This window comes from Streptomyces sp. NBC_01622 (assembly GCF_045209635.1).
Classification (GTDB): Bacteria; Actinomycetota; Actinomycetes; order Streptomycetales; family Streptomycetaceae; genus Streptomyces.
The window spans coordinates 5,077,569-5,099,603 of record NZ_CP109293.1 but is presented as its reverse complement, the minus strand read 5'-3'; the positions used below and the strand labels follow the sequence as shown (position 1 = coordinate 5,099,603).

Sequence of the window (22,035 nt, the reverse complement as noted above, 5' to 3'; positions counted from 1 at the left end):
ACGATCACTTCTGTAACTGGGGAATCCACGCGCATTCGTGCCACCCTCGGCGTCGTCACCGGCGCCCTGGCCCTCTCGGTCCTCGCCGTTCCTGCCGCGCAGGCGGACGAGGTCCAGGGGGACACCACGATCTCGGGCGTCGTGGTGAACGGCGGGAAGCCGGTCGTCGTCGGCGCGACCGCGAAGAAGACCATCACTGTCAGCTTCACCGTGAAGGACGCCTCGGGCGTCGGCTGGGCGCAGGCCATCCTGTACCACGGTTCCGACATCGAGTCCTCCGACACCGGTGCCGTCGCCACCAGCAGCAACCACCGCTCCACCTGCACCGCGGTCAACGCCACGACGTCGACCTGCAAGGCGACCTACGACCTGGAGCCGGGCACCGAGGTGTTCAGCTTCGCCGCCGGCGGCTGGAAGGTCTGGGCGATCGCCACGGGCAAGGACAACGACTACGTCCAGAAGGACAACGCGAAGAGCTTCCAGGTCCAGCGCCTGTCGAAGCTCACGGCCAACGCCACCCCGGAGCCCGTGAAGAAGGGCAAGACCATCACGGTCACCGGCAAGCTGACCCGCGCGAACTGGGACACCGGCACGTACTCCGGTTACTCGACCCAGCCGGTCAAGCTCCAGTTCCGCAAGAACGGCTCCAGCACCTACACCACGGTCAAGACCATCAAGACCAGCTCCACGGGCACCCTGAAGACCACGGTCACGGCAACGGTCAACGGCTACTTCCGCTACAGCTTCGCGGGCACGTCCAGCACCTCGGCGGTCAACGCCGCCGGTGACTTCATCGACGTCAAGTAACCAGCTCCGCAGCGACCCGCGCCCTTTAGGGGCGCGGGTCTGTATCGATATGCGGCTCCGCCGCGTGGGCGCGACCAGCCACGACGCACCCGCAGTCGACATACGACCCTTTACGCCGCCGCACCCCGCCGATCGACCACCCGCCACACCACCTCCAGCAAAACCCCCGCCACCCCCGCAACCCCCACCGCGACCCACGGCATGGTCACCCCCACCAACTTCAACGCGAAGAAGTGCTGAAGCCAAGGCACGATCAGCACGACCACGAACGCCGCCCCCATCGACGCCACCAGCGTCACCCGCCACCACGTGTACGGTCGGGCGATGATCGCCAGCACCCACATCGAGATCAGGAACAACGTCAGGGTCGCCGCACTGGTCTCTGCCCCCAACGACCCCTTCCCCGTGTAGTAGTGACGGGCGATCAGATACGTCACGAAGGTCGCCGCCCCGGCGATCACCCCACCCGGGATCGAGTACCGCATCACCCGCCGCACGAAGTGGGGCTGCGCACGCTCCGTGTTGGGCGCCAGCGCCAGGAAGAACGCGGGGACGCCGATCGTCAGCGTCGAGAGCAGCGTCAAGTGCCGCGGCAGGAAGGGATATTCCACCCGCCAGCACACCACCAGCACCGCCAGCAGCACCGAGTACACCGTCTTCACCAGGAACAGCGTCGCCACCCGGGTGATGTTCCCGATGACCCGCCGCCCCTCGGCGACGACCGAAGGCAGCGTCGCGAAGCTGTTGTTGAGCAGCACGATCTGCGCGACCGCCCGGGTGGCCTCGGACCCCGAGCCCATCGACACCCCGATGTCGGCGTCCTTGAGGGCGAGTACGTCGTTGACGCCGTCCCCGGTCATCGCGACCGTGTGCCCGCGCGACTGCAACGCCCCCACCATGTCCCGCTTCTGCTGCGGAGTGACCCGCCCGAACACCGTGCCCTCGTCCAGGAACTTCGCCATCTCCTCCTGATCCGAAGGCAGTTGACGGGCATCGACCACCTGCCCGCTGAGCCCCAGCTTCCCGGCCACCGCCCCCACGGACACCGCGTTGTCCCCGGAGATGACCTTGGCCCGCACATCCTGCTCGGCGAAGTAGCGCAGCGTCTCCGCCGCGTCGGGCCGCAGCCGCTGCTCCAGGACGACCAGCGCGGTCGGCCGGGCGCCCCGCGCCACCTCGGGATCGTCGAGCTCACCGGCGACACGGGCCAGCAGCAGCACCCGTAGCCCCTGCTCGTTGAGCCGCCCGGTCTCGGCCAGCGCGGGATCGTCGGCGCCCAGCAGCACATCCGGCGCCCCGAGCAGCCACGTGCTGGACTCCCCGTCGCCCTCGCTGAAGGAGGCCCCGCTGTACTTGCGCGCGGACGAGAAGGGCAGCGACTCGACACACCGCCACTCCTCGCTGTCCGGGTAGGCGGCGATGATCGCCTGCAGCGACGCGTTCGGCCGCGGGTCCGACTCGCCCAGCGCGCCGAGGACTTTGCGTACGTACGTTTCGTCGGCCCCGCCGAGCGGGCGCAGCTCGGTGACGTCCATGCCGCCCTCGGTGAGCGTGCCCGTCTTGTCGAGGCAGACCGTGTCGACGCGGGCGAGGCCCTCGATGGCCGGAAGCTCCTGGACGAGGCACTGTTTCCGGCCAAGCCGGATGACCCCGATCGCGAAGGCCACCGAGGTGAGGAGGACCAGCCCCTCCGGGACCATGGGGACGATCCCGCCCACGGTCCGCGCGATCGAGTCCTTGAACCCGTGCTGTTTGACGACGAGTTGGCTGATGACCAGGCCGATCGCGGTCGGGATCATCATCCACGTCACGTACTTGAGGATCGTGGAGATGCCGGTACGCAGCTCGGAGTGGACGAGCGTGAACCGCGAGGCTTCTTCGGCGAGTTGGGCGGCGTAGGCCTCACGCCCCACCTTCGTCGCCTCGAACGCGCCACCGCCGGCGACCACGAAACTCCCGGACATGACCGCGTCCCCCGGCCGCTTGACGACGGGGTCGGCCTCACCGGTGAGCAGCGACTCGTCGATCTCCAGGCCGTCGGCCTCGACGCACTCCCCGTCGACCACGACCTTGTCCCCGGGCCCGATCTCGATGAGGTCGCCCAGCACGATCTCGGAGGTGCTCACCTCCCCAGCGGCCCCGTCCCGCCGTACCGTCGGCTTCGCCTCGCCGATCACCGCGAGGGAGTCGAGGGTCTGCTTCGCCCGCCACTCCTGGAAGACCCCGATCCCGGTGTTGGCGAGGATCACGTACCCGAACAGGCTGTCCTGCAACGGCGCCACGAACAGCATGATCAGCCAGAGCACACCGATGATCGCGTTGAACCGGGTGAAGACGTTGGCGCGCACGATCTCGCCGAGGGACCGGCTGCTGCGCACCGGGACGTCGTTGACCTCCCCGCGCGCCACCCGTTCGGCGACCTCGGCGGTGCTGAGTCCATGGGCCCGCCGTGCCGGAATGGGCACGGGGTGCACCGGGTCGAGTTCGGCGCCCGCGTCGGTGTGCGTCATGCAGTCGACGGTACGTGCGGATTTACGGCTTCACCCGCCGAGTGCCCGGAAGATCCGACCAGGGGAGGACGGTGGGCGGGGTGGGGTGATGCCTGGGTTGTAGGGGAGCTCCTCATTCCGCAGCAGGAGAGGGACCCTCGGCCGCCGCCCCGGCCGCCAGCCGCTTGAGCGCCGCGTCCCGCCCCCGGACGTACCAGACGCCGATCAGGCCGAGCCCGCCCCCGGCCAGGCAGGTCCACAGCCACCACAGATGACCGTGGTCGTCGAACCAGCCGTAGAAGGGGAGCTGTACCAGGAAGAGGACGAACCAGAGGATCGTGCCGCCGATGATGGTCGGGACGATCGGGCCCTCCAGGGGCTCCGGTGCCTCGTGTGTCGGTGTCCACTTCGCCATGCCCACAGCTTACGAGGCGGCGCAACACTCCTGGGTCTACGCGCGGAGATAGCGCCTGACGTCTTGATATGTTCATACTGAAACGGTTTCCGTCTGTCCACTTCTGCTCGTAGGAACATCCAATGCAGACCGCCCTCGACCGCTACTTCAAGATCTCCGAACGGGGCAGCAGCCTCCCCCGCGAGATCCGGGGCGGGCTCGCCACCTTCTTCGCGATGGCGTACATCATCGTGCTGAACCCGATCATCCTCGGCAGCGCGAAGGACATGTACGGGCACCACCTCGACAACGGCCAGCTGGTCACCGCCACCGCCGTCACCGCCGCGTTCACCACTCTCCTCATGGGCGTCATCGGCAACGTGCCGATCGCGCTGGCCGCCGGACTCGGGGTGAACTCCGTCGTCGCCCTCCAGCTCGCGCCCCGCATGACGTGGCCGGACGCGATGGGCATGGTCGTACTGGCCGGTCTGGTCGTGATGCTGCTGGTCGCCACCGGGCTGCGCGAGCGCGTCATGAACGCCGTGCCCTACGGCCTGCGCAAGGCGATCTCGATCGGTATCGGCCTGTTCATCATGCTGATCGGGCTCGTGGACTCCGGGTTCATCTCCCGCATCCCGGACGCCGCCCAGACCACCGTCCCGCTCCAGCTGGGCGCCGACGGTCACCTCAACGGCTGGCCGGTGCTGATCTTCATCCTCGGCGTGCTGCTCACCCTCGGGCTGATCGTCCGCAAGGTGTCCGGCGCGATCCTGATCTCCATCGTCACGATGACCGTCCTCGCGGTGATCGTGAACGCGGTCGCGACGATCCCCTCCTGGGGCCTGACCACCCCGAAGTGGCCCGGAAACCCGGTCGCCACCCCCGACTTCGGCCTGATCGGCAAGTTCAGCCTCTTCGGCGGCTTCGGCAAGGTCGGCGTACTGACCGGCGTCCTCTTCGTGTTCACGGTCCTGCTGTCGTGCTTCTTCGACGCGATGGGCACGATCATGGGCATCAGCGACGAGGCGAAGCTGACCGACGGCGAGGGCAACATGCCCGGCATCAACAAGGTCCTCTTCGTCGACGGCATCGCGGTCGCGGCCGGCGGCGCCAGCTCCTCGTCGGCCACCACCTGCTTCGTGGAGTCCACGGCCGGCGTCGGCGAGGGCGCCCGCACCGGCTTCGCGAACGTCGTCACGGGCGCCCTCTTCGCCGTAGCACTGTTCCTCACGCCCGTCGCCACGATGGTCCCGTCCCAGGCGGCCACCCCGGCCCTGCTCGCGGTGGGCTTCCTGATCCTGGCGGGCTCCGTCAAGGAGATCGACTGGGCCGACTACACCATCGCCATCCCGGCCTTCATCACGATGGTGATGATGCCGTTCACCTACTCGATCACCAACGGCATCGGCATGGGCTTCATCACCTTCGTGGTGCTGCGCCTGGTGGCGGGCCGGGGCCGGGAGGTCCCGGTGCCGATGTACGTCGTGGCGGCCGTGTTCGGCTTCTACTACCTGATGCCGGCCCTGGGTCTCACGTGACCCCGTTGACCCCGTAGAACTTCTCGGTCTCCTCCACGGCGGTCTGGAACCGCTCGTCGAAGTCGTCCCGGATGAGCGTCTGGACCACATAGTCCTGGACGCTCATTCCTCTTTTCGCCGCATGGTGCCGGAGCCGCTCGAGCAGCTCCCCGTCCATCCGCAGGCTGAGCACACTGGTCCCCATACGGACGAGGGTCCGGGGCGGCTCCGGCCACCGTGTCACGTTCCGCTCCTGGATCACTCATATGGGTGACGGAAGGGTTCAGTGGCCAGGGTCACGGGCATCCCGGCGTGTCCCATGCGCATTCAGTTGGTCTTTAGCGAGAGTAATGAGTTACGCTAAAGAACATGCCGGACCTAACCCATGGCGACGACGCTGCCGCCGTGAACTCCCTGCGATCAGCCGTGATGCGGTTGTCCCGTCGACTCAAGCACCAGCGGGTCGACGAGTCACTGAGCCCCACCGAGATGTCGGTGCTGGGCACCCTGTCCAACTGCGGCAGCGCGACCCCTGGCGAGCTCGCTCGCAAGGAGCATGTGCAGCCGCCCTCGATGACCCGCATCGTCGCGCTGCTCGAAGCCAAGGGCCTGGTGCAGCTGGAGCCGCACCCCGAGGACCGGCGCCAGAAGGTCGTCACCAAGACCCCCCAGGCCGAGGCGATGCTCGAAGAGAGCCGCCGCAAGCGCAACGCGTTCCTGGCCGGCCTGGTCGACGGCCTCGACGAGGACGAGTGGGCGAAGATCGTCGCCGCCGCCCCCGTACTGGAGAAACTCGCACACCTGTAACCGCTCTATGTAGGAGGCGACCTTTTGAGTTCGGGACCCGGAGCAGACTCCGCCCCCGCGCCAGCCACCCCCGACTCCCCGCCCGTACCCCCAGGCAAGTCCTCGATGTTCAGCTCGCTGAGGATCCGGAACTACCGCCTCTTCTTCATCGGCCAGGTCGTCTCCAACACCGGCACCTGGATGCAGCGCATCGCCCAGGACTGGCTGGTCCTCAGCCTCACCGGCTCCTCCGCCGCCGTGGGCATCACGACCGCCCTCCAGTTCCTGCCGATGCTCCTCTTCGGGCTCTACGGCGGTGTCCTCGTCGACCGGCTGCCCAAGCGCCCCACCCTCCTCGTCACGCAGTCCGCGATGGCCCTCACCGGCCTCGCCCTCGCCTTCCTCACGATCTCCGGCCACGTCCAGGTCTGGCACGTCTACGTCGCCGCCTTCGCCGTCGGCCTCGCCACGGTCGTCGACAACCCGGCCCGCCAGTCCTTCGTCTCCGAGATGGTCGGCCCCGAGCAGCTGCAGAACGCGGTCAGCCTCAACTCCGCGAACTTCCAGTCCGCCCGCCTGGTCGGCCCCGCCGTCGCGGGCGTCCTGATCACCGGCGTCGGCACCGGCTGGGCGTTCCTCTTCAACGGCCTGTCCTTCGTCGCCCCACTGGCCAGCCTGCTGCTCATGCGCAACCGCGACCTGAAGGTCGTCAAGCGCACCCCGCGCGGCAAGGGCCAGCTCCGCGAGGGCCTCCAGTACGTGGCCAAGCGCCCCGACCTGATCTGGCCGATCGTCCTCGTCGGCTTCATCGGCACCTTCGGGTTCAACTTCCCGGTGTGGCTGTCGGCCTACGCCGACGACATCTTCCACGCGGGCGCCGGCGCCTACAGCCTCTTCAACACCCTCATGGCGGTCGGCTCCCTGGTCGGCGCCCTGCTCGCCGCCCGCCGCGGCACCACCCGCCTCCGCGTCCTGATCGCGGCGGCGGCGGCCTTCGGCCTGCTGGAGATAGTGGCCGCGGTGGCCCCCTCCTACTGGCTGTTCGCCCTGCTCATGATCCCGATCGGCATCGCAGGACTGACCGTCAACGTCACGGCCAACACCGCCGTCCAGATGGGCACCGACCCGGCCATGCGCGGCCGGGTCATGGCCCTGTTCATGATGGTCTTCATGGGCGGTACGCCGGTGGGCGCACCGATCGTCGGCTGGATCACGGACGCCTACGGCCCCCGTGTGAGCTTCGCCCTCGGCGGTGCCATCGCGGCCCTGGCCGCCGCCACGATCGGCCTGGTCCTGGCCCGCATCGGCGACCTGCGCCTGTCCGTCGGCTGGAACCACGGCCACCCGAGCGTGGCCTTCGTCCCGAGAGAGCGGGAGCAACTGGCCACGGTGGCCTGACATTTGGGGCAGGTGCTACACCCTCCGGGCCAGCACCTGCCCCGGCCAGTTGTTCTCACCGACCACGAATGCCTCGGTCGCGGTGAACCCGTTGGCCTCGTAGTAGGCGACGAGCTTGCGGTCGTCCCCCGCGTAACAGTCCACCCGCAGCAGCGAGATCCCGGCCTCCCGGGTCACCTCCGCCGCGTGCGCGAGCAGCGCGCTGCCGACGCCGTACCCCTTGAACCGGCGGTCGGAAGCGAGGATGTGGATGTACTGCTCGGGCTCGTCGACGGCTTCGATGTACGACCCGGGGGAGTCGGTGAGGGTGAGCGTGCCGGCCGGCACACCATCCACCTCGGCGACGAACGGCGACCCCTCCGCCACATACCGCTCCACCATCGCCACGGCCTTCGGATTCTCCGACCACGGCGTACTGCCCCACTGCCCGGTCCGCCCCTGCGCGGCGAGCCACGCCACGGCGCTGTCGAACATGCCGAGTATCGCGGGGATGTCGCCGGTCCCGCCGCCCCTGATGGTGATCTCCCGGTTCGTCGTCATGGGGGCAGGCTAGGTGACCGCTCTCATCCGCTCCAGAGCGAGTTGGAAGGCGGTCGGGGCGACCTTCAGGGGCCCGCTGAACGGGTAGTTGAACCCATAGACGATGAGCAGCATCACACCCACGGTGAACGCCGGCGAGAAGACGACGCCCGCGTGGGCGCGCAGGCTGTCCATGCCGAAGAGACAGACGAACCCGATGGTGACGAACGCGCCCAACAGCAGCGCCACCCACAGCAGTTCGGGCACCCCGGCGGTGGCCGCCTAGTTGACTCTCTCCCGCCGCGCGTCCCCGAGCTGGGCCACGGCCTCCAACGCCCCCTGATAGCGGGCCTGATCGGCACCGGTCGTCGGCTGCTGTGTGTTGATGGTCTCCCGGATCCCGGTGAACTGCCGCCAGGCCCCCGGGTCGTCCCGCTGCTCGCCCAGCAGTGGCCACTCCGTGTGGATCACCGTGCGGGTGTACTGCTCGGCCAGTGCGCCGAGCCGCCCGCGGTCGGGCTGCGGGAGCGTACGGCTGTACCAGGCGATCTGCAGCAGCGCGTTCGTCTCCGTGTACGTGTTCTCGTGGGCTCGCGACCGGGCGTCCCACACCCCCACGACGACCATCGCAAGTACGACGGCGTAGACCACCCCGACCTGCGCGTACACGAACCCGAGCACGTCGTTGTTCGGCTTCCGTCTGGCGAGCGGCACCGCGCGGGAGACGGCCGGCAGCAGCCCCGCGGCGGCGGCCGACCCGGCCAGGAGCAGCACGATTCCGAGCACCGGCATCTGGATGGTCCCCCGGTCGACGGCGCGTACCTCCATCGTGGGGGACACTGGCCGGGTGATCCATTCCCTGGAAGGGTGACGCCATGAGACTCTTCGCGGCGCTGTTGCCACCAGAGCGTGTGCTGGCCGAACTCGGTGCGGTCGTCGACGAGTTGAGGCTGCTGCCGGACGCGGACGCGCTCCGCTGGACCGGCCGCCCGGGTTGGCACTTCACGCTCGCGTTCTACGGCGAGGTCGGCGAGGACGTCGTACCCGAACTGTCGGCCCGGCTTGAGCGGGCGGCGAGGCGGACCGAGCCGTTCGGGCTGGCCGTGCGCGGGGGCGGGCAGTTCGGCCAGGGGCGGGCCCTGTGGGCCGGGGCGGAGGGGGACCTCGCGGCCCTGCGGCTGCTGGCGGACCGCTGCGAGGCGGCGGCCCGGAAGGCGGGCGTGGAGATGGCGGACCACCGGCGCTACCGCGCCCACCTCACCCTGGCCCGCAGCCGCGAAGCGGCGGACGTACGGCCATATCTCGACCGCCTCGACGACTTCGCGGGGCGCCCGTGGACGGCGGACGAGCTGGCGCTCGTCCGGAGCAGCCTGCCGAGGTCGGGCGTCCCGGGGGAGCAGCCGCGGTATGAGGCGGTCGCCCGCTGGGGGCTGGGAGCGGGCGGTTAGGCTCGGGTACGTGGACCCGAAATTCCGGAACCGGATCATGGCCGGTGTGCTTGTGCTGTTGTTCGTTGTCGTGGGGCTTGCAGCTGCCCTCGGCAAGTGAGGGCTGGGGAACTGCGGGTCGACGTTCGGCTGCGGGCCGGATGTGGCTGGTCGCGCAGTTCCCCGCGCCCCTGACGGGGCGCTTGCCCTCAGCGTGCTACCAGGCGAAGGCCTCCGGAGACGGGCCCGGGCCCGGGAAGATCTCGTCCAGTGAGGTGAGGATCTCCTCGCTCAGTTCCAGCTCTACGGCCCGCAGGGCGGAGTCGAGCTGTTCGGCCGTGCGCGGGCCGACGATCGGGCCGGTGACGCCGGGGCGGGTGAGGAGCCAGGCCAGGGCGGCTTCTCCGGGCTCGATGCCGTGCTTGTCGAGGAGGTCCTCGTAGGCCTGGATCTGGGCGCGTGAGGCCGGGTTGGCGAGGGTGTCCGCGGCCCGGCCGCTCGCCCGGCGCCCGCCCGAGATCTCCTTCTTGATGACCCCGCCCAGCAGTCCGCCCTGGAGCGGCGACCAGGGGATGACCCCGAGGCCGTACTCCTGCGCGGCCGGGATGACCTCCATCTCGGCGCGCCGCTCGGCGAGGTTGTAGAGGCACTGCTCGCTGACGAGCCCGATGGTGCCACCGCGCCGGGCGGCGATCTCGTTCGCCTGGGCGATCTTGTAGCCGGGGAAGTTGGAGGAACCGACGTAGAGGATCTTGCCCTGCTGGATCAGGGTGTCGATCGCCTGCCAGATCTCCTCGAAGGGGGTGGCACGGTCGACGTGGTGGAACTGGTAGACGTCGATGTAGTCCGTCTGCAGCCGCTTGAGGCTGGCGTCCACGGCGCGCCGGATGTTCACGGCGGAGAGCTTGTCGTGGTTGGGCCAGGCGTCGCCGTCCACGGCCATGTTGCCGTACACCTTGGTGGCGAGGACCGTCTTGTCGCGGTGATCGGGGCTCTTGGCGAACCAGTTGCCGATGATCTCCTCGGTGCGCCCCTTGTTCTCACCCCACCCATACACATTGGCGGTGTCGAAGAAGTTGATACCGGCGTCCAGCGCCGCGTCCATGATCGCGTGACTGTCCGCCTCGTCCGTCTGCGGACCGAAGTTCATCGTGCCGAGGACCAGTCGGCTGACCTTGAGGCCTGTGCGTCCGAGCTGCGTGTACTTCATGGGTACTTAGCCAACGACTTCGAGTGCGCTCGATGCAAGGGGAATCAGTCGCGGGGGAACTTGTCGGTCTTGAGGACGAGGTCGACCACCGTGCCGGTCAGGTCGACGTCGGTGCCGAAGTCCACTCGTACGGGATCGGCGTAATCACCGTCCTTGGGGGCGGTGTACACGTGGCAGCGGCCCTGGTAGGGGTCGGCGATGACATAGACGGGGACCTCGGCCTCCGCGTACGCGGTCCTCTTCGGGCCGTAGTCGTTGGCGGCCGTGCCCTTGGAGATCACCTCGGCGACGAACTCCACGTCCTGGTAACGCCAGTGGCCCGTGTCGTCGGGCTTCGCTCCGTCCTTGAGCATGGCGATGTCCGGGCAGAAGCCGTTCTCGAAGCCAGGGAAATCGACACGGACGTCGGTGAAGACCAGGACGTCCCTGCCGAACCTGTCTTCGACGGCCCAAAGGATCTGGCGAATGATCTGCCAATGCGTGTTCCGCTGCGGCGTCATGTGAACGTTGCCCTCGACGATCTCGACCCTGAATCCTTCGGGGACGGGCATACGCTCAAGCCGCTCGAACCACTCGTCCAAGCGCTGGGTGTTGGCGTCGGCGTCGGCCATCTCGATCCTGTCTTCCAGGACGGTCATCGTGGCGCTCCTCCCCGGCTGCCCCACGGACGGGTGCAGCCGCGCGGTACAACGATACGCACGGTGACCGGGATACGCAGTGATCACGCCATCGACCGCCGTAATTCGGTTGCCACCCCGACCTCCACCCCCGACCCTGCTCCCCGTGACCCACCCCCCGGACACGGACACCTACTTCATCTGCGCCACCCCCCGAACCGGCAGCTCCCTCCTCCTGGGCCTGCTCGACTCCACCGGAGTCGCCGGGCACCCCCAGGCCTACTTCCGGTCGCCGGACGAGGTGGCGTGGGCCGAGCGGTGGGGAGTCGCCCGCACATCCCAACACGCCCTGGACTACGGCGACTTCGTGCGGGCCGCGCTCGCGGCGGGCCGGACCGGCAACGGGGTCTTCGGGGCCAAGCTCATGTGGGGGACGCACGCCGAACTCACGACTCGGCTCGCTCGCCTGCACCCTGACCTCGCCGGGGACGAACTGGGCCTGCTGGAGCGGGAGTTCGGCCGGGTCAGGTTCGTCTGGCTGCGGCGGGACGACGTACTCGCCCAAGCCGTCTCATGGCTGCGCGCCGAGCAGACCGGTGTCTGGTTCATCGGCGGGAAGGGCGAGATCGGCGGAGGCCGGGCCGCCCCCGGCGGCGGTCGGCCCGCCTACGACCGCGACGCCATCACCCGTACCATGCGGACGATCGAGGAGCACAACGCCGGCTGGGAGCGGTGGTTCGAGGGCTACGGCATCGAGCCGCACCGCATCCGCTACGAGGAGCTCTCCGCCGCCCCGGAAGCCGTCACCCTCCGCGTCCTCGATCATCTCGGCCTCGCGCTCCCTGCCGGACGGCACATCACCCCCAGTCATCAGCGCCAGGCTGATCGCCTCAATGAGGAGTGGGCCGCCCGGTATCGGCTGCGGCCCCCTGTCGTCTGATCGTCAGGTGTGGTGGACGAGGCGTCCGAGCCGTCCACGTCGTACTCCCCACCCACCCCCCACGCCTGATGCATCGCCCCCGCGAACGCCCCCGCGATCCGGTGCTCGCCGGACGCGTTCGGGTGGGTGCCGTCGTACGTGTCGTGGTTGATGTCGTACGACTCCGGGAGGGAGGCCAGGAGGAGGGGTGAGCGCGGGTCGTCGAGGTCGGCGACCGCCTTGGCCTGGAGTTCGTTGAAGAGGGTGACCTCGGCGGCGAAGGGGGCGTCCGTCTGGGCGCGGACGTTCGGGATGACCGGGAGGAAGACCATGCGGACGGACGGCTTCGCGGCGCGGGCCTCCGCCACGAAGGCGCGCAGGTTGTCCGCCGTCTGTGCCGCGTTCGTGTAGAAGCCCAGGTCGATCAGGCCGAGGGAGACCAGCAGGACGTCCGCCCGGTGTGCGCGCACCGCCTCGCCGATGAGCGGGGCCATGTGCAGCCAGCCCTCGCCCCACCCGGCGAGGTGGAAGTGGGGGAAGTCGGGGTCGGCGTACTCGTACGACGTGGGTGTGTCCGTCGCCTTGTCGTACAGCGTCTCGCGCGGGCCGACCACGGCGAACGGGCCGCCGTAGGTCGCGCGCAGGTGCTGCCAGATCCGGTAGCGCCATGTGTGTTCGCCCGCGCTCCCGATCGTCATGGAGTCGCCTACGGGCATGAACCTGAGCATCCGCTCATGATGGACGATCAGTGGCCGATCGCTGGAGCCGGTGGGGTGTGAGGCCTGCCACGATGGCAGGCTTGGGGGCATGCGTCGCTTCCTCGCGTTCCTCGGCGCCGGCTTCCTCGTCGGCGCGCTCGCCCTGCCCGCAACCGCAGCAGCACCGGCCGTCGCCGACGACGGTGGCAAGGGCGACAAGGGGTTCACGATCACGGACTCCCGGATCACCGAGTCCAGCGGCCTCGCCGCCTCCCACCTCCACCCGGGCATCTACTGGACGCACAACGACAGCGACGACGGCCCGTACATCTACGCCGTCGACAGCAGCACCGGCAAGACGGTCGCGACCGTCACCTTCAGCGGCGTCGGCAAGCCGCGTGACGTCGAGGCCATCTCCATCGGGCCGGGCAACCAGATCTACGTCGGTGACATCGGCGACAACCTCGACGGGACCTGGGCCTACGTCTGGATCTACAAGCTGCCCGAGCCGAAGGTGCTCAAGGACCAGACGATCCGGGCCACGCAGTACGTCGTGAAGTACTCGGACGGGGCACGCAACGCCGAGTCGCTGGTCGTGCACCCCAAGACCGGGCGCGTCTACATCATCGACAAGAAGGAGGACGGCGGGCATCTCTTCGAAGGCCCGGCCAAGCTCTCCTCCTCCGGCACCAACTACTTCAAGCCCATCGCCTCCGTCGACCTCTGGGCCACCGACGCCGCCTTCTCGCCCAACGGCCAACAGCTTGCCGTACGCGGCTACTTCGGCGGTATCTACTACGACTGGAACGGCGGCAAGATCAAGCGCAAGGGCCGCCTCGACGTGCCCTTGCAGGGACAGGGCGAGTCCGTCAGCTACTCCGCCGACGGGACCAAGCTGATGTACGGCAGCGAGGGCACCGACAGCCCGGTGCAGGCCGAGGACGCGCCCGGGGGCGCCTCGTCCGCGTCCAAGTCCCCCTCGGAGGGCGGGAGTTCGGCGAGCGGCGACGACAGCGGTGGCAGCTCGGGGAAGAACCTGAAGGTGGGCGCCGTCGCCGTCCTGGTCGTCTTCGGGGCCGTGATCGGGCTGCGGCGGCTGACCCGCCGCAGCTGAGGACGTGGCGCTACTCCGGTGCACGCTCGCCGGGCGTCGACTCCACCGGCCGCACCTCGTAGTGCATCGTCCGCGTTCGCATGAGCTTGTGGGTGAGCGGTACGAGCAGGCCCTGCAGGACGGGGTACTTGCGCCGCAGCAGCAGTGCCGCGTGCTTCTCCTCCGGGCTGCCGTGGTCCAGCAGGCGGGTGCGCGCGTGGATCTCCGGGCCGGTGGGCCTGCCGCGGACGGTGGAGGGGGCCAGCTCCACTTCCGGGCGGTTGCGGAGCCGTTTGACCTTCCAGGCCGTGCCCGGTGTGCGGAAGTACGCGTGGTCGCCCTCGACGGCGATGCTCATCGGGGTGCCGACGCCTGTGCCGTCCTTCTTGTGTGTCGTGAGGAGGACCGCGTACTGCTTGACGAAGGGGACGAATTCCGGGTTCGTTGTCGGATTGGCCATACCTCCATGGAGCCACCGGCCGCCCCGTTTGTCACGTCCCGCGACGCTGTTCGACGAGGACCTCCAGTCCGTCCAGGATTCGGCCGAGCCCGAACTCGAAGTGGTCGAAACCGGCGGTGAAGGTGTCGGGGGTGAGGGACGCGAGGGTCGGGTAGGCGCCGGTGGCCATGGCCTTCTCCAGGGCCCGGACCTGGGCGCCGTAGAACTCCGCGTCGGTCAGGCCGGTGGAGCGGGCCGCCTCCTCCTGGTGGACCTGGGTGCGGGCGGCGCCCACGACGTAGCCGTCGATCATGACGACCGTCGAAACGAGTTCCGGGTCGGTCAGGCCCATGGGGCGGATCCGGCCGAGCAGGTGTTCCAGGGTGGCGAGGGCGCGGGGGCCGAGCAGCGGGCGGGACTGGTTGACGCGCAGCAGCCAGGGGTGCCGGCGGTGGACGGCGAGCGCGTCGCGGGCGGCGGTCTCCAGGGCCGCTCGCCAACCGGCGGCCGTGGCTTGGGTGTTCGGGCGGTCCGGGAAGCGGACGCGGTCCAGCATCAGGTCGAGGAGTTCGGCCTTGCCGGGGACGTACCGGTACAGCGACATCGCGCCCGTGCCCAGGTCGGTGGCCACGCGCCGCATGGAGACCGCGTCGAGCCCCTCCTCGTCCGCGATGCGGATGGCCGCGTCCACGATCCGGTCGACGCTCAGGCCCGGCTTCGGGCCGCGGCTGGGGCGGGGGCCGGTGTCCCACAGCAGTTCGAGGGTGCGGCCGATGTCACCGCTGCCGCTGGATTCCTGACCGCCGCTCGCCGGCCTGCTCGTCATGGGGGGAGTGTAGGTCCGGGACGAAAACCGAGTACACCGTACGCGTAATCAGATACGGTGCACGCAGTTCGGGAGGGAGGGAATCGGATCCATGAGTGAGGGCACTGGCGGATACGTCGTGGAGGCCGAAGGGCTGGAGAAGCGCTACGGCGACAAGCGCGCCCTCGACGGCTTCGACCTCGCCGTCCGCGAGGGCACCGTGCACGGACTGCTCGGCCCGAACGGCGCCGGCAAGACCACCGCCGTACGCATCCTCTCCACCCTCGTCCGGCTCGACGGCGGCAGGGCGACCGTCGCCGGACTCGACGTGGCCCGGCAGCCGCGCCAGGTGCGCTCCCGGATCGGGCTCACCGGCCAGTACGCGGCGATCGACGAGATCCTCACCGGCCGGCAGAACCTGGAGATGTTCGGCCGCCTCTTCCATCTCGGCCGCAGACGGGCCAAGTTGAGGGCGACCCAACTCCTGCGCCAGTTCGACCTGGAGGCCGCCGCCGACAAGGGCGCGGGCGGCTACAGCGGTGGCATGCGGCGCAGGCTGGACCTGGCCGCGTCGATGATCCTCGCGCCGGCCGTCCTCTTCCTGGACGAACCGACCACCGGCCTCGACCCGCGCAGCCGCGGCGAAGTCTGGGAAGCCGTACGGGAGTTGGTGGCGGACGGCACCACCGTCCTCCTCACCACCCAGTACCTGGAGGAGGCCGACCGGCTGGCCTCCCGCATCACCGTCATCGACCAGGGCCGGGCCATCGCCGACGACACCCTCGACGGCCTGAAGAACCGCGTCGGCGGCGACCGCGTCGAGGTCGTGGTCCGCGAACCCGCCCACATCCCCTACGCGTTGCAGGCAGTCGCCCGGGTCGCCCACGGCGGCCAACCGGAGGCGGACATCGCGGAGTTGCGCGTCCACGCGCCCGTCGCCGACCGGGTGGGCTCCCTCACCGAAGTCGCCCGCTTCCTCCAGCACTTCGGCATCCCGGTCGAGGACATCGGCCTGCGCCGCCCCAGCCTGGACGACGTGTTCCTCCGGCTGACGGGCCGCCGTACCGAAGAAGAACCGGCGCCGGAACCGGAGATCGAGGGGGCGGCGGTATGAGCGGCGGTGTGTCGACGGCGTCCGACGGCACCGGACGGACGTACCGCAGACGGCCGCAGCACGGCCGCCTCTTCTGGACGGTCGCCGACTGCTGGAACGTCGTGCGGCGCGGTCTGACCCACTACCGGCGTCAACCGGTCAGCATCCTCTGGCAGTTGGGCTTCCCGATCCTGTCCGTGCTGCTGTACGGGTACGTCTTCGGCAAGGCCATCCAGGTGCCGGGCGGCGGTGACTACAAGGCGTTCCTGATGCCGGGGATGTTCGTGATGACCGTCGCCATGGGGTTCGTCTCCACGGCGACGATCTTCGTCAACGACGCGAAGAAGGGCGTCATCGACCGTTTCCGTTCCATGCCGATGGCGCCGTCGGCGGTGGTGGCGGGGCGCGGCGCGACCGATCTCATCGTCGCCTGCGCGGAGTTGGGCATCATGATGGCCACCGCGTACGGCATGGGCTGGCGCCCGGAGTTCGGCGCGGGCCCCCACCTGGGCACCGGCCTCGGCATCGACATCGGCCTCGGCCTGGACTTCGTGAAGGCGGTGGCCCTGCTCCTGGCGCTCCGCTTCGCGCTGATTTGGGTGGGTGTGTGGCTGGGGTTGCTGCTCCCGGGCCCGGAACAGGTGGGCGGCCTGTTCGCGATCGTCTTCCCCCTGACGATGATCTCCAGCATCTACGTCTCCCCGACCCAGATGCCCCACTGGCTCGGCCAGGCCGCGCTCTGGAACCCCCTCTCGTCCACGGCGGGCGCCGCGCGAGCGCTGTTCGGCGCCCCGACGGGGCAGGGCACGTCCTGGCCGGAACAGCACGCGCTGCTGCTGGCCGGGGCGTGGCCGGCCGCGTTGACGCTGCTGTTCCTGCCGCTGGCAGTACGGAGATTCCGCAGGCTCAGTCGCTAGACGCGTCGGGTCAGCCGCAGACGGCCAGGTCGACCGTCTCGCCGCCGTGCAGGACCGTCGGGGCGAGGGGCGAGACCGCGATGACGGACCCCGGCTTGCAGTTGTCGACCACTCCGTGTGTGACCGTGCCGACCTTGAGGCGGGCACCCGCCAGTGCCTTCTCGGCCGCCGCCAGGGGCACGCCCTTCAGGTCGAACGGTTTGACGTACGGCACGGTGGTGACGTCGCCCTTTTCCGTGCTCGTGGTCGGGGTCGTGCTCGTGGTGGTCTGGGCCGCGGGCCGCGCGGTGTGTGAACCGCTGCCGGCGGCGGCCAGGGCGCTGCCGACGCCGGCAGCGACGACGACCGCGGCGACGGCGGCGACGAAACCGGCGCGCCTGCGACGGGTGTGCCGCCTGATGCCGGGGGCGTCGAAGTGCGGTGTGGGGGAGGTGTTGGCGAAGTCGTTCAAGACGGTTACCAGTTCCTGTTCGAGGAATTCGAGGTGGATGTCACCGTCGCGGCCGTCCGAGGGCGGCGACACGTAGCCGGTCATCGGGTCTGGGTTCCTTTCCGGGGCCGCGCTGATGACGGAGGTTCGGAGAGTGCGGGTATCTGGGCGCGGAGCTTTTCGAGGCCGCGGGTGAGCTGGGACCGTACGGCGCTCGGTGAGATCCGCAGGTCCTCGGCGATCTCGGCATCCGAGAGGTCGTGGAAGTAGCGCAGCACCACGACGGTGCGCATGCCGATCGGCAACCGCTGCAGGGCGCGGACCAGTTGGTCCCGGCTGTCGACGCGTCCGTAGTCGTCCCCCGGGGCGGGCCGGTCGTCACCGGCGTCGTGCTGGGGGACGACCCGGCGGAATCGCTTCCACCGGTTGTTGGCCAGGTTGACCATGATGCGGCGCACATAGGCGTCCGGCGCGTCCATGGCGGCGATGGCGCGCCAGCGGCCGCAGGCGCGCTCCAGGGTCTCCTGGACCAGGTCCTCGGCGGCCTCACGGCTTCCGGTCAGGACCAGGGCGCCTCGGAACAACGTCCCCGAGCGGGTCGCCACGAAGGAGTCGAAATCCTTCGCCGGGTCCATGCGGGCCGACGCCGATTCGGCCCGGCCGCGGCGCCCGGACCGACCGTTTCGCCCCGCCTCGGAAAGCAGTGCATTCCACTTCGCTGCCAGAGCCACACCGCTCCTCCCTTCCTGTCCCCCCTATGAGCGCGGAGCGGCCCTTTCTGCTGCACCAGCTCTTTGAGACCTGGGTCACACAACGGGTGTTGTGGCCGCAGGAGTGGTTGCGCGTCCCCGGTAAGGAGTTGCACCAGTTGGTCTGGGAGGGGGCGTTGTGCGGCCGGCTCGGTTCGCCGGAGGTCATGGCTGCCAACTGGAGTGCGGATCCAACCAGCCGAACGGCCATGGCGCGCAGAGCGGTTGATGCAACTCCTCGCTCAGTTGCCGTAAACCATGACGCGTTACCTACCGCGGCCACCGGAGGGGGAACCCCGTGTCATCGTCCTGCGACCCCAAGTACGCCCCCGCCGGCGATGTGGGCGCCGTACTCATGATGGTCGACTCCCGGCTGAAGACCGTCCGCGCCGGAGAGTCCGCGACCGACCGCGAACAGCAGGCGCTGATGGAGCAGTACCTCGCGTCGCTGGGTCCCGGCGGGCTCGACGATCTGCTGGACGGCGCGTGCACGCTCATCTACATGTTCATGACCTGGTGAGGAAGGCCCACGAGAGCGAGGACAAGGACGTCATCGAGTACGTGGTGCCCACCCTCGTGGCCACGATGCGGATGATGCCCAGGAGTTGTCCCCCCGAGGCCGTCCCGATGATGGCCGGCCTGGTGATCGCCGCGGCTTCCGAACTGAGCCCCAACCTGTGGCGTCAGCAGTACGGCGACTGGACCAAGGAGGAGATGACTCCGCTGGAAGCCACGGCGCTCCTGCTCGCGGAACACATCAATCGCATCGCCGACAACCCCGACTTCGCCACCCGCATGATCGTGGACGCGCTGACCAACGCGGGTGTGGAGGGCCAGGACCTGTTGTGAAAGTGGATCCTGCTCATGGTTGGTCACGCGCCATCCAGGTGTGACGGGTGAGCAGTCGTGGGCCCGGACCAGCGCAAAATGCCTGGTCAGATGGGGTGGCGAGTGTTATTGTCGCCCGCATGCCTGAACTGATCAGACCCACAGGTCGACTCCAGTCTTCATGGCTCGCGGCGCGTGACGAGTGGCCCTCAGGTGCCCACCAGGACGGGAGCGGCTTGCGTCTCGCACCTGAAGCCGACCTCGACAGCCCCGAGGTTTTCTCGGCGTGGGTCGAGCAACTGCATCAGCAGTCGGACAGGTCGGTTGCCGTGGGAGAGGGGCGCGTCCACGCCACCCACTGGTGGATCGTCGAGGACGACAGCTATCTGGGAGCCATCGATCTGCGGCACTATCTGAACGCTTTCCTGCTCGATGTCGGCGGCCACATCGGCTACAGCATCCGGCCCTCCGCCCGGCGAGGCGGCCTGGCCACGTGGGCCCTCGGGGCGGTTCTCCTCAAGGCCCCTGCGTTCGGTCTGGGCCGGGTCCTCGTCACCTGCGACGACGACAACGTCGGATCGGCGCGCAGCATCGAGCGCAACGGTGGCATCTTGGAGGACGTCCGCACCACCGACGCGGGCATCAAGCGCCGCTACTGGATCACTCTGTAGGCAGTGGTGCAACCATGCCGGCCGCAGCCCACCTCACCGACGGCGGTTCTCCGGCGCAGGGGGAGGCGACCTCGACCACCCGCAGGAGCGGTCATGCGGTGGAGCGGGCGTGGGCGCGGACACGGTCGAGGTAGGCGGTCAGGTCGTGCCACACGTCGGCCGGAGCCTTCGGGTCGCCGGACATCGCGGCCGGCTCGTGCTGCCAGGCGGAGCGCACCGCGGCCGAGATGCCGCTGTCACCCCCAGTGAACAGCGAGCTCAGCTCGTCCATGCGTGCCACCAGCTTCCTCACCTGAGGTGCCGTCGGCTCCACCCCGGCGGTCCGCAGCGCCTCGGCCCTGCGGTACAGCTCCGGCCACTCGACCTCCAGCAGATAGTGGGCGCCAGGGCCGAGTACGACCGCCCGGTCGTGCAGCGTCTGTATCTGGTCGTCGTCGAGATGACGCCGCAGCGCCTGCCCGCTCTCCGGTCCCGCGCCGCCCATCGTCCGGAGCGCACCGATCAACGCGGAGACGTCCGGCGCCCGATCGGAGGCCAACTCACCGTGGACGTAGGCCAGTTGTTGCCTCAGGGCTTCCAGGGACGCGATGGACGCCTCGACGCCGGCCAGCTGCTCGCTCACCAGCCGGACCGGGTCGACCCCGATGTCCAGGCACGTCGCGATGGTCTCCAGCCCCAGCCCCAGACGGCGCAGCGCGAGTACCTCATACAGGCGGATCACATCCTGCTCGGTGTACTCGCGGTGCCCGGCGGCCGTACGCCTGGAGGGACTGAGCAGCCCGATCCGGTCCCAGTGGTGCAACGTACGAACAGTCAGCCCACTCGCCTCGGCGAGCGCTCCGACCTTCCATGTCTGGTCGATGCTCATGCGTCGACGATGGTCCCTGACGCCGTGTGAGGTGCAAGCCCCCGCTCTCGGTCCTCGGCGCGGATCTCCGGGTCGAACACCCCACCGCCCCGCTTCGCCCCCACGCACAACCAGATGTAGACGAGGTCGAGCACGCTGCACATGATGCCGAGGCCGAGCAGGAACCCGTCGTGCTGAATGGCGCCGAACAGGATCGTGGGCGCGAGCGTGCCGAGCCACTTGGCCACCGCGATCGTCACCGACTGCCCGCGCAGTCCGCGCCGCGCGACGAACATCGCGATGAACAGGGCGGACATCAGCAGGTTCTGGAGAAACGCCGAGTAGCCGGCCGCGTCCTCCGCACCGAACTTCGCCAGGAACAGCCACTGCACCGCGAACGACATCCCGAACAGCGGCACGCTCAGGCCTGCGAACATCCGCGCTGTGACGAACGACGGGAACTCGGCGCGGCCGTACCGGAAGAACGTGTACACGATGACCGCGTCGGCGATGCCCCACACCAGGTTGATGCCGCCCTGCACCGACGGGTCGAAGGCCAGGTTGTGCACCGCGTACGTCCACTCCCACGCGAAGTTCAGGCCCAGTGCCACGGCCGGCATGGCGTAGGTACGCTCGCGGAACCCGACCCGGATCGCTTCGACGTACACGATCGTCCAGGCGATACCGCTCGCGAGGATGAGGGAGATACCCATCTGCGTCTCCTGTTGTGGATCTCTGAGGGGTCGCGCGGACGCTAACAGACACGTCCAGGGATGTGAGCGATGACCGTCTTACCGAAGTGTGACGGGCGGGAGTCGCCATACGTAGGGGTCGGGCGTCCGGACTTCTTGTGCAAGCTCGGTGTCGCTCAGGGGAGTTGGGCGAGTGGGCAGGCGGGCCGTCGCCTCATAAAGTCGCCGGAACATGAGCCTGAACTCCCTCCAGGTCGAACCTTGCCCACACGCATTTCGCGTACGGCTCCTGCCGGCATCCCCAGTTGTCGGCGAGCGCGGCGACGAGCGCGAGGCCGCGTCCGCCTTCCTCCTCCGGGGTCGAGTCGTGCGGTCGGGGGAGTCTGTTCCGGTCCGGGTCGGAGACCTCAAGGATCAACTCCGTGTCTTTGAGGGTGAGTTCGACCTTGACCTGGGAGTGGGAGACCCGGCAGTGGGTCACGGCGTTGGTGACGAGTTCGTTCGCCAACAGGGTTACGGCGTCGGCGAGTTCGTCGGTGATGCCCCAGTCGGCGAGGGTCTTTCGGAGCCGTTGGCGGGCGGTGGGGACATGTCGGCGATGCTTGGGGATGCGGAAGCTCTCGGACGCGGGCATGGGGGAACTCCGTCCTGACGTGCCGTCAAGGTGGCCTGCGCTGCGGCGCGTTCAAG

The 22,035-nt window shown here is 69.1% G+C and carries 26 protein-coding genes and 1 pseudogene; 11 read left to right on the top strand and 16 right to left on the bottom strand.

Annotation, left to right across the window (positions count from 1 at the left end; genetic code table 11):
* Positions 1 to 3 precede the first annotated feature (3 nt).
* Positions 4 to 807: a calcium-binding protein gene (locus tag OH768_RS22940; RefSeq protein WP_406465406.1), complete on the top strand. Its 804-nt coding sequence runs from the start codon at positions 4 to 6 to the stop codon at positions 805 to 807.
* Positions 808 to 917: 110 nt separating this feature from the next.
* Here OH768_RS22940 and OH768_RS22935 read toward each other — a convergent pair whose 3' ends face one another.
* On the bottom strand, positions 918 to 3,317 hold the full coding sequence (locus tag OH768_RS22935; RefSeq protein WP_406456430.1) for an HAD-IC family P-type ATPase: 2,400 nt from the start codon (positions 3,315 to 3,317) through the stop codon (positions 918 to 920).
* A 112-nt stretch (positions 3,318 to 3,429) separates the two neighbouring features.
* Positions 3,430 to 3,711, bottom strand: coding sequence for a DUF2530 domain-containing protein (locus OH768_RS22930; protein ID WP_406456428.1), 282 nt, complete (start codon positions 3,709 to 3,711; stop codon positions 3,430 to 3,432).
* Between the two features lie 122 nt (positions 3,712 to 3,833).
* On the opposite strand from OH768_RS22930, the gene OH768_RS22925 reads away from it, so the two are divergent.
* Positions 3,834 to 5,228 carry an NCS2 family permease gene (locus OH768_RS22925; RefSeq protein ID WP_406456426.1) on the top strand — a complete coding sequence of 465 codons (1,395 nt, stop codon included), beginning with the start codon at positions 3,834 to 3,836 and terminating at the stop codon, positions 5,226 to 5,228.
* Here the strand turns inward: OH768_RS22925 and OH768_RS22920 are convergent.
* On the bottom strand, positions 5,221 to 5,412 hold the full coding sequence (locus OH768_RS22920) for a ribbon-helix-helix protein, CopG family (RefSeq protein ID WP_406456424.1): 192 nt from the start codon (positions 5,410 to 5,412) through the stop codon (positions 5,221 to 5,223). The genes OH768_RS22925 and OH768_RS22920 overlap by 8 nt on opposite strands.
* Positions 5,413 to 5,576: 164 nt before the next feature.
* On the opposite strand from OH768_RS22920, the gene OH768_RS22915 reads away from it, so the two are divergent.
* Together OH768_RS22915 and OH768_RS22910 are read left to right on the top strand one after the other, a co-directional pair.
* Complete coding sequence (locus OH768_RS22915; RefSeq protein WP_019072529.1) at positions 5,577 to 6,014, top strand: MarR family winged helix-turn-helix transcriptional regulator; 438 nt, start codon at positions 5,577 to 5,579, stop codon at positions 6,012 to 6,014.
* 105 nt (positions 6,015 to 6,119) lie between these two features.
* Positions 6,120 to 7,391, top strand: a complete 1,272-nt coding sequence (locus OH768_RS22910) for an MFS transporter (protein WP_406456422.1) — start codon at positions 6,120 to 6,122, stop codon at positions 7,389 to 7,391.
* A 15-nt stretch (positions 7,392 to 7,406) separates the two neighbouring features.
* Here the strand turns inward: OH768_RS22910 and OH768_RS22905 are convergent, their stop codons facing one another.
* The 3 genes from OH768_RS22905 to OH768_RS22895 are packed head-to-tail and all read right to left on the bottom strand — an operon-like array spanning position 7,407 to position 8,750.
* Positions 7,407 to 7,931: a GNAT family N-acetyltransferase gene (locus tag OH768_RS22905; RefSeq protein ID WP_406456420.1), complete on the bottom strand. Its 525-nt coding sequence runs from the start codon at positions 7,929 to 7,931 to the stop codon at positions 7,407 to 7,409.
* Between the two features lie 9 nt (positions 7,932 to 7,940).
* Positions 7,941 to 8,177 (bottom strand): hypothetical protein, encoded by a 237-nt coding sequence (locus OH768_RS22900; protein ID WP_406456418.1) that lies wholly within the window; start codon positions 8,175 to 8,177, stop codon positions 7,941 to 7,943.
* Positions 8,178 to 8,192: 15 nt separating this feature from the next.
* Entirely contained in the window at positions 8,193 to 8,750 is a 558-nt protein-coding gene (locus tag OH768_RS22895; RefSeq protein WP_406456416.1) for a hypothetical protein, read from the bottom strand.
* 35 nt (positions 8,751 to 8,785) lie between these two features.
* On the opposite strand from OH768_RS22895, the gene thpR reads away from it, so the two are divergent.
* On the top strand, positions 8,786 to 9,358 hold the full coding sequence (thpR, locus tag OH768_RS22890; RefSeq protein ID WP_406456414.1) for an RNA 2',3'-cyclic phosphodiesterase: 573 nt from the start codon (positions 8,786 to 8,788) through the stop codon (positions 9,356 to 9,358).
* 196 nt (positions 9,359 to 9,554) lie between these two features.
* Here the strand turns inward: thpR and OH768_RS22885 are convergent, their stop codons facing one another.
* Together OH768_RS22885 and OH768_RS22880 are read right to left on the bottom strand one after the other, a co-directional pair.
* Positions 9,555 to 10,547, bottom strand: coding sequence for an aldo/keto reductase (locus OH768_RS22885; RefSeq protein WP_406456412.1), 993 nt, complete (start codon positions 10,545 to 10,547; stop codon positions 9,555 to 9,557).
* A 44-nt stretch (positions 10,548 to 10,591) separates the two neighbouring features.
* Positions 10,592 to 11,185: a Uma2 family endonuclease gene (locus OH768_RS22880; protein ID WP_406456410.1), complete on the bottom strand. Its 594-nt coding sequence runs from the start codon at positions 11,183 to 11,185 to the stop codon at positions 10,592 to 10,594.
* A gap of 145 nt (positions 11,186 to 11,330) precedes the next feature.
* Here OH768_RS22880 and OH768_RS22875 point away from each other — a divergent pair, with 145 nt between their 5' ends.
* Complete coding sequence (locus OH768_RS22875) at positions 11,331 to 12,104, top strand: Stf0 family sulfotransferase (protein WP_406456408.1); 774 nt, start codon at positions 11,331 to 11,333, stop codon at positions 12,102 to 12,104.
* Here the strand turns inward: OH768_RS22875 and OH768_RS22870 are convergent.
* Complete coding sequence (locus tag OH768_RS22870) at positions 12,035 to 12,811, bottom strand: SGNH/GDSL hydrolase family protein (RefSeq protein ID WP_406456406.1); 777 nt, start codon at positions 12,809 to 12,811, stop codon at positions 12,035 to 12,037. The two genes, OH768_RS22875 and OH768_RS22870, sit on opposite strands and share 70 nt — an antisense overlap.
* A 79-nt stretch (positions 12,812 to 12,890) precedes the next feature.
* On the opposite strand from OH768_RS22870, the gene OH768_RS22865 reads away from it, so the two are divergent.
* The gene (locus tag OH768_RS22865) at positions 12,891 to 13,895 is read left to right on the top strand and encodes a WD40 repeat domain-containing protein (RefSeq protein ID WP_406456404.1); all 1,005 of its coding nucleotides are present in this window, start codon (positions 12,891 to 12,893) and stop codon (positions 13,893 to 13,895) included.
* A 10-nt stretch (positions 13,896 to 13,905) separates the two neighbouring features.
* Here the strand turns inward: OH768_RS22865 and OH768_RS22860 are convergent, their stop codons facing one another.
* Together OH768_RS22860 and OH768_RS22855 are read right to left on the bottom strand one after the other, a co-directional pair.
* Positions 13,906 to 14,334 (bottom strand): PPOX class F420-dependent oxidoreductase, encoded by a 429-nt coding sequence (locus OH768_RS22860; protein ID WP_406456402.1) that lies wholly within the window; start codon positions 14,332 to 14,334, stop codon positions 13,906 to 13,908.
* A 31-nt stretch (positions 14,335 to 14,365) separates the two neighbouring features.
* A complete protein-coding gene (locus OH768_RS22855; protein ID WP_406456400.1) occupies positions 14,366 to 15,139 on the bottom strand; it encodes a TetR/AcrR family transcriptional regulator in 774 nt (257 codons plus the stop codon).
* A gap of 91 nt (positions 15,140 to 15,230) precedes the next feature.
* Between OH768_RS22855 and OH768_RS22850 the strand changes: the two genes are divergently transcribed.
* Both OH768_RS22850 and OH768_RS22845 read left to right on the top strand, forming a co-directional pair.
* Positions 15,231 to 16,232 carry an ATP-binding cassette domain-containing protein gene (locus OH768_RS22850; protein ID WP_406456398.1) on the top strand — a complete coding sequence of 334 codons (1,002 nt, stop codon included), beginning with the start codon at positions 15,231 to 15,233 and terminating at the stop codon, positions 16,230 to 16,232.
* Positions 16,229 to 17,128 carry an ABC transporter permease gene (locus OH768_RS22845; RefSeq protein WP_406456396.1) on the top strand — a complete coding sequence of 300 codons (900 nt, stop codon included), beginning with the start codon at positions 16,229 to 16,231 and terminating at the stop codon, positions 17,126 to 17,128. The genes OH768_RS22850 and OH768_RS22845 overlap by 4 nt, the downstream gene beginning before the upstream one ends.
* Positions 17,129 to 17,138: 10 nt before the next feature.
* Here the strand turns inward: OH768_RS22845 and OH768_RS22840 are convergent, their stop codons facing one another.
* Together OH768_RS22840 and OH768_RS22835 are read right to left on the bottom strand one after the other, a co-directional pair.
* Complete coding sequence (locus OH768_RS22840; RefSeq protein ID WP_406456394.1) at positions 17,139 to 17,663, bottom strand: hypothetical protein; 525 nt, start codon at positions 17,661 to 17,663, stop codon at positions 17,139 to 17,141.
* Positions 17,660 to 18,193 carry a SigE family RNA polymerase sigma factor gene (locus OH768_RS22835; RefSeq protein WP_406456392.1) on the bottom strand — a complete coding sequence of 178 codons (534 nt, stop codon included), beginning with the start codon at positions 18,191 to 18,193 and terminating at the stop codon, positions 17,660 to 17,662. The genes OH768_RS22840 and OH768_RS22835 overlap by 4 nt, the downstream gene beginning before the upstream one ends.
* Before the next feature lie 412 nt (positions 18,194 to 18,605).
* Here OH768_RS22835 and OH768_RS22830 point away from each other — a divergent pair.
* Positions 18,606 to 19,156: pseudogene (locus OH768_RS22830) on the top strand (hypothetical protein).
* Positions 19,157 to 19,371: 215 nt separating this feature from the next.
* Positions 19,372 to 19,806: a GNAT family N-acetyltransferase gene (locus OH768_RS22825; protein WP_406456390.1), complete on the top strand. Its 435-nt coding sequence runs from the start codon at positions 19,372 to 19,374 to the stop codon at positions 19,804 to 19,806.
* Positions 19,807 to 19,897: 91 nt separating this feature from the next.
* Here the strand turns inward: OH768_RS22825 and OH768_RS22820 are convergent, their stop codons facing one another.
* From OH768_RS22820 to OH768_RS22810, 3 genes are all read right to left on the bottom strand, one after another.
* A complete protein-coding gene (locus OH768_RS22820) occupies positions 19,898 to 20,674 on the bottom strand; it encodes a MerR family transcriptional regulator (RefSeq protein WP_406456388.1) in 777 nt (258 codons plus the stop codon).
* Positions 20,671 to 21,366, bottom strand: a complete 696-nt coding sequence (locus tag OH768_RS22815) for a hypothetical protein (protein ID WP_406456386.1) — start codon at positions 21,364 to 21,366, stop codon at positions 20,671 to 20,673. Before OH768_RS22815 ends, OH768_RS22820 begins: the two co-directional genes overlap by 4 nt.
* Before the next feature lie 193 nt (positions 21,367 to 21,559).
* A complete protein-coding gene (locus OH768_RS22810) occupies positions 21,560 to 21,979 on the bottom strand; it encodes an ATP-binding protein (protein WP_406456384.1) in 420 nt (139 codons plus the stop codon).
* Positions 21,980 to 22,035: the final 56 nt, after the last annotated feature.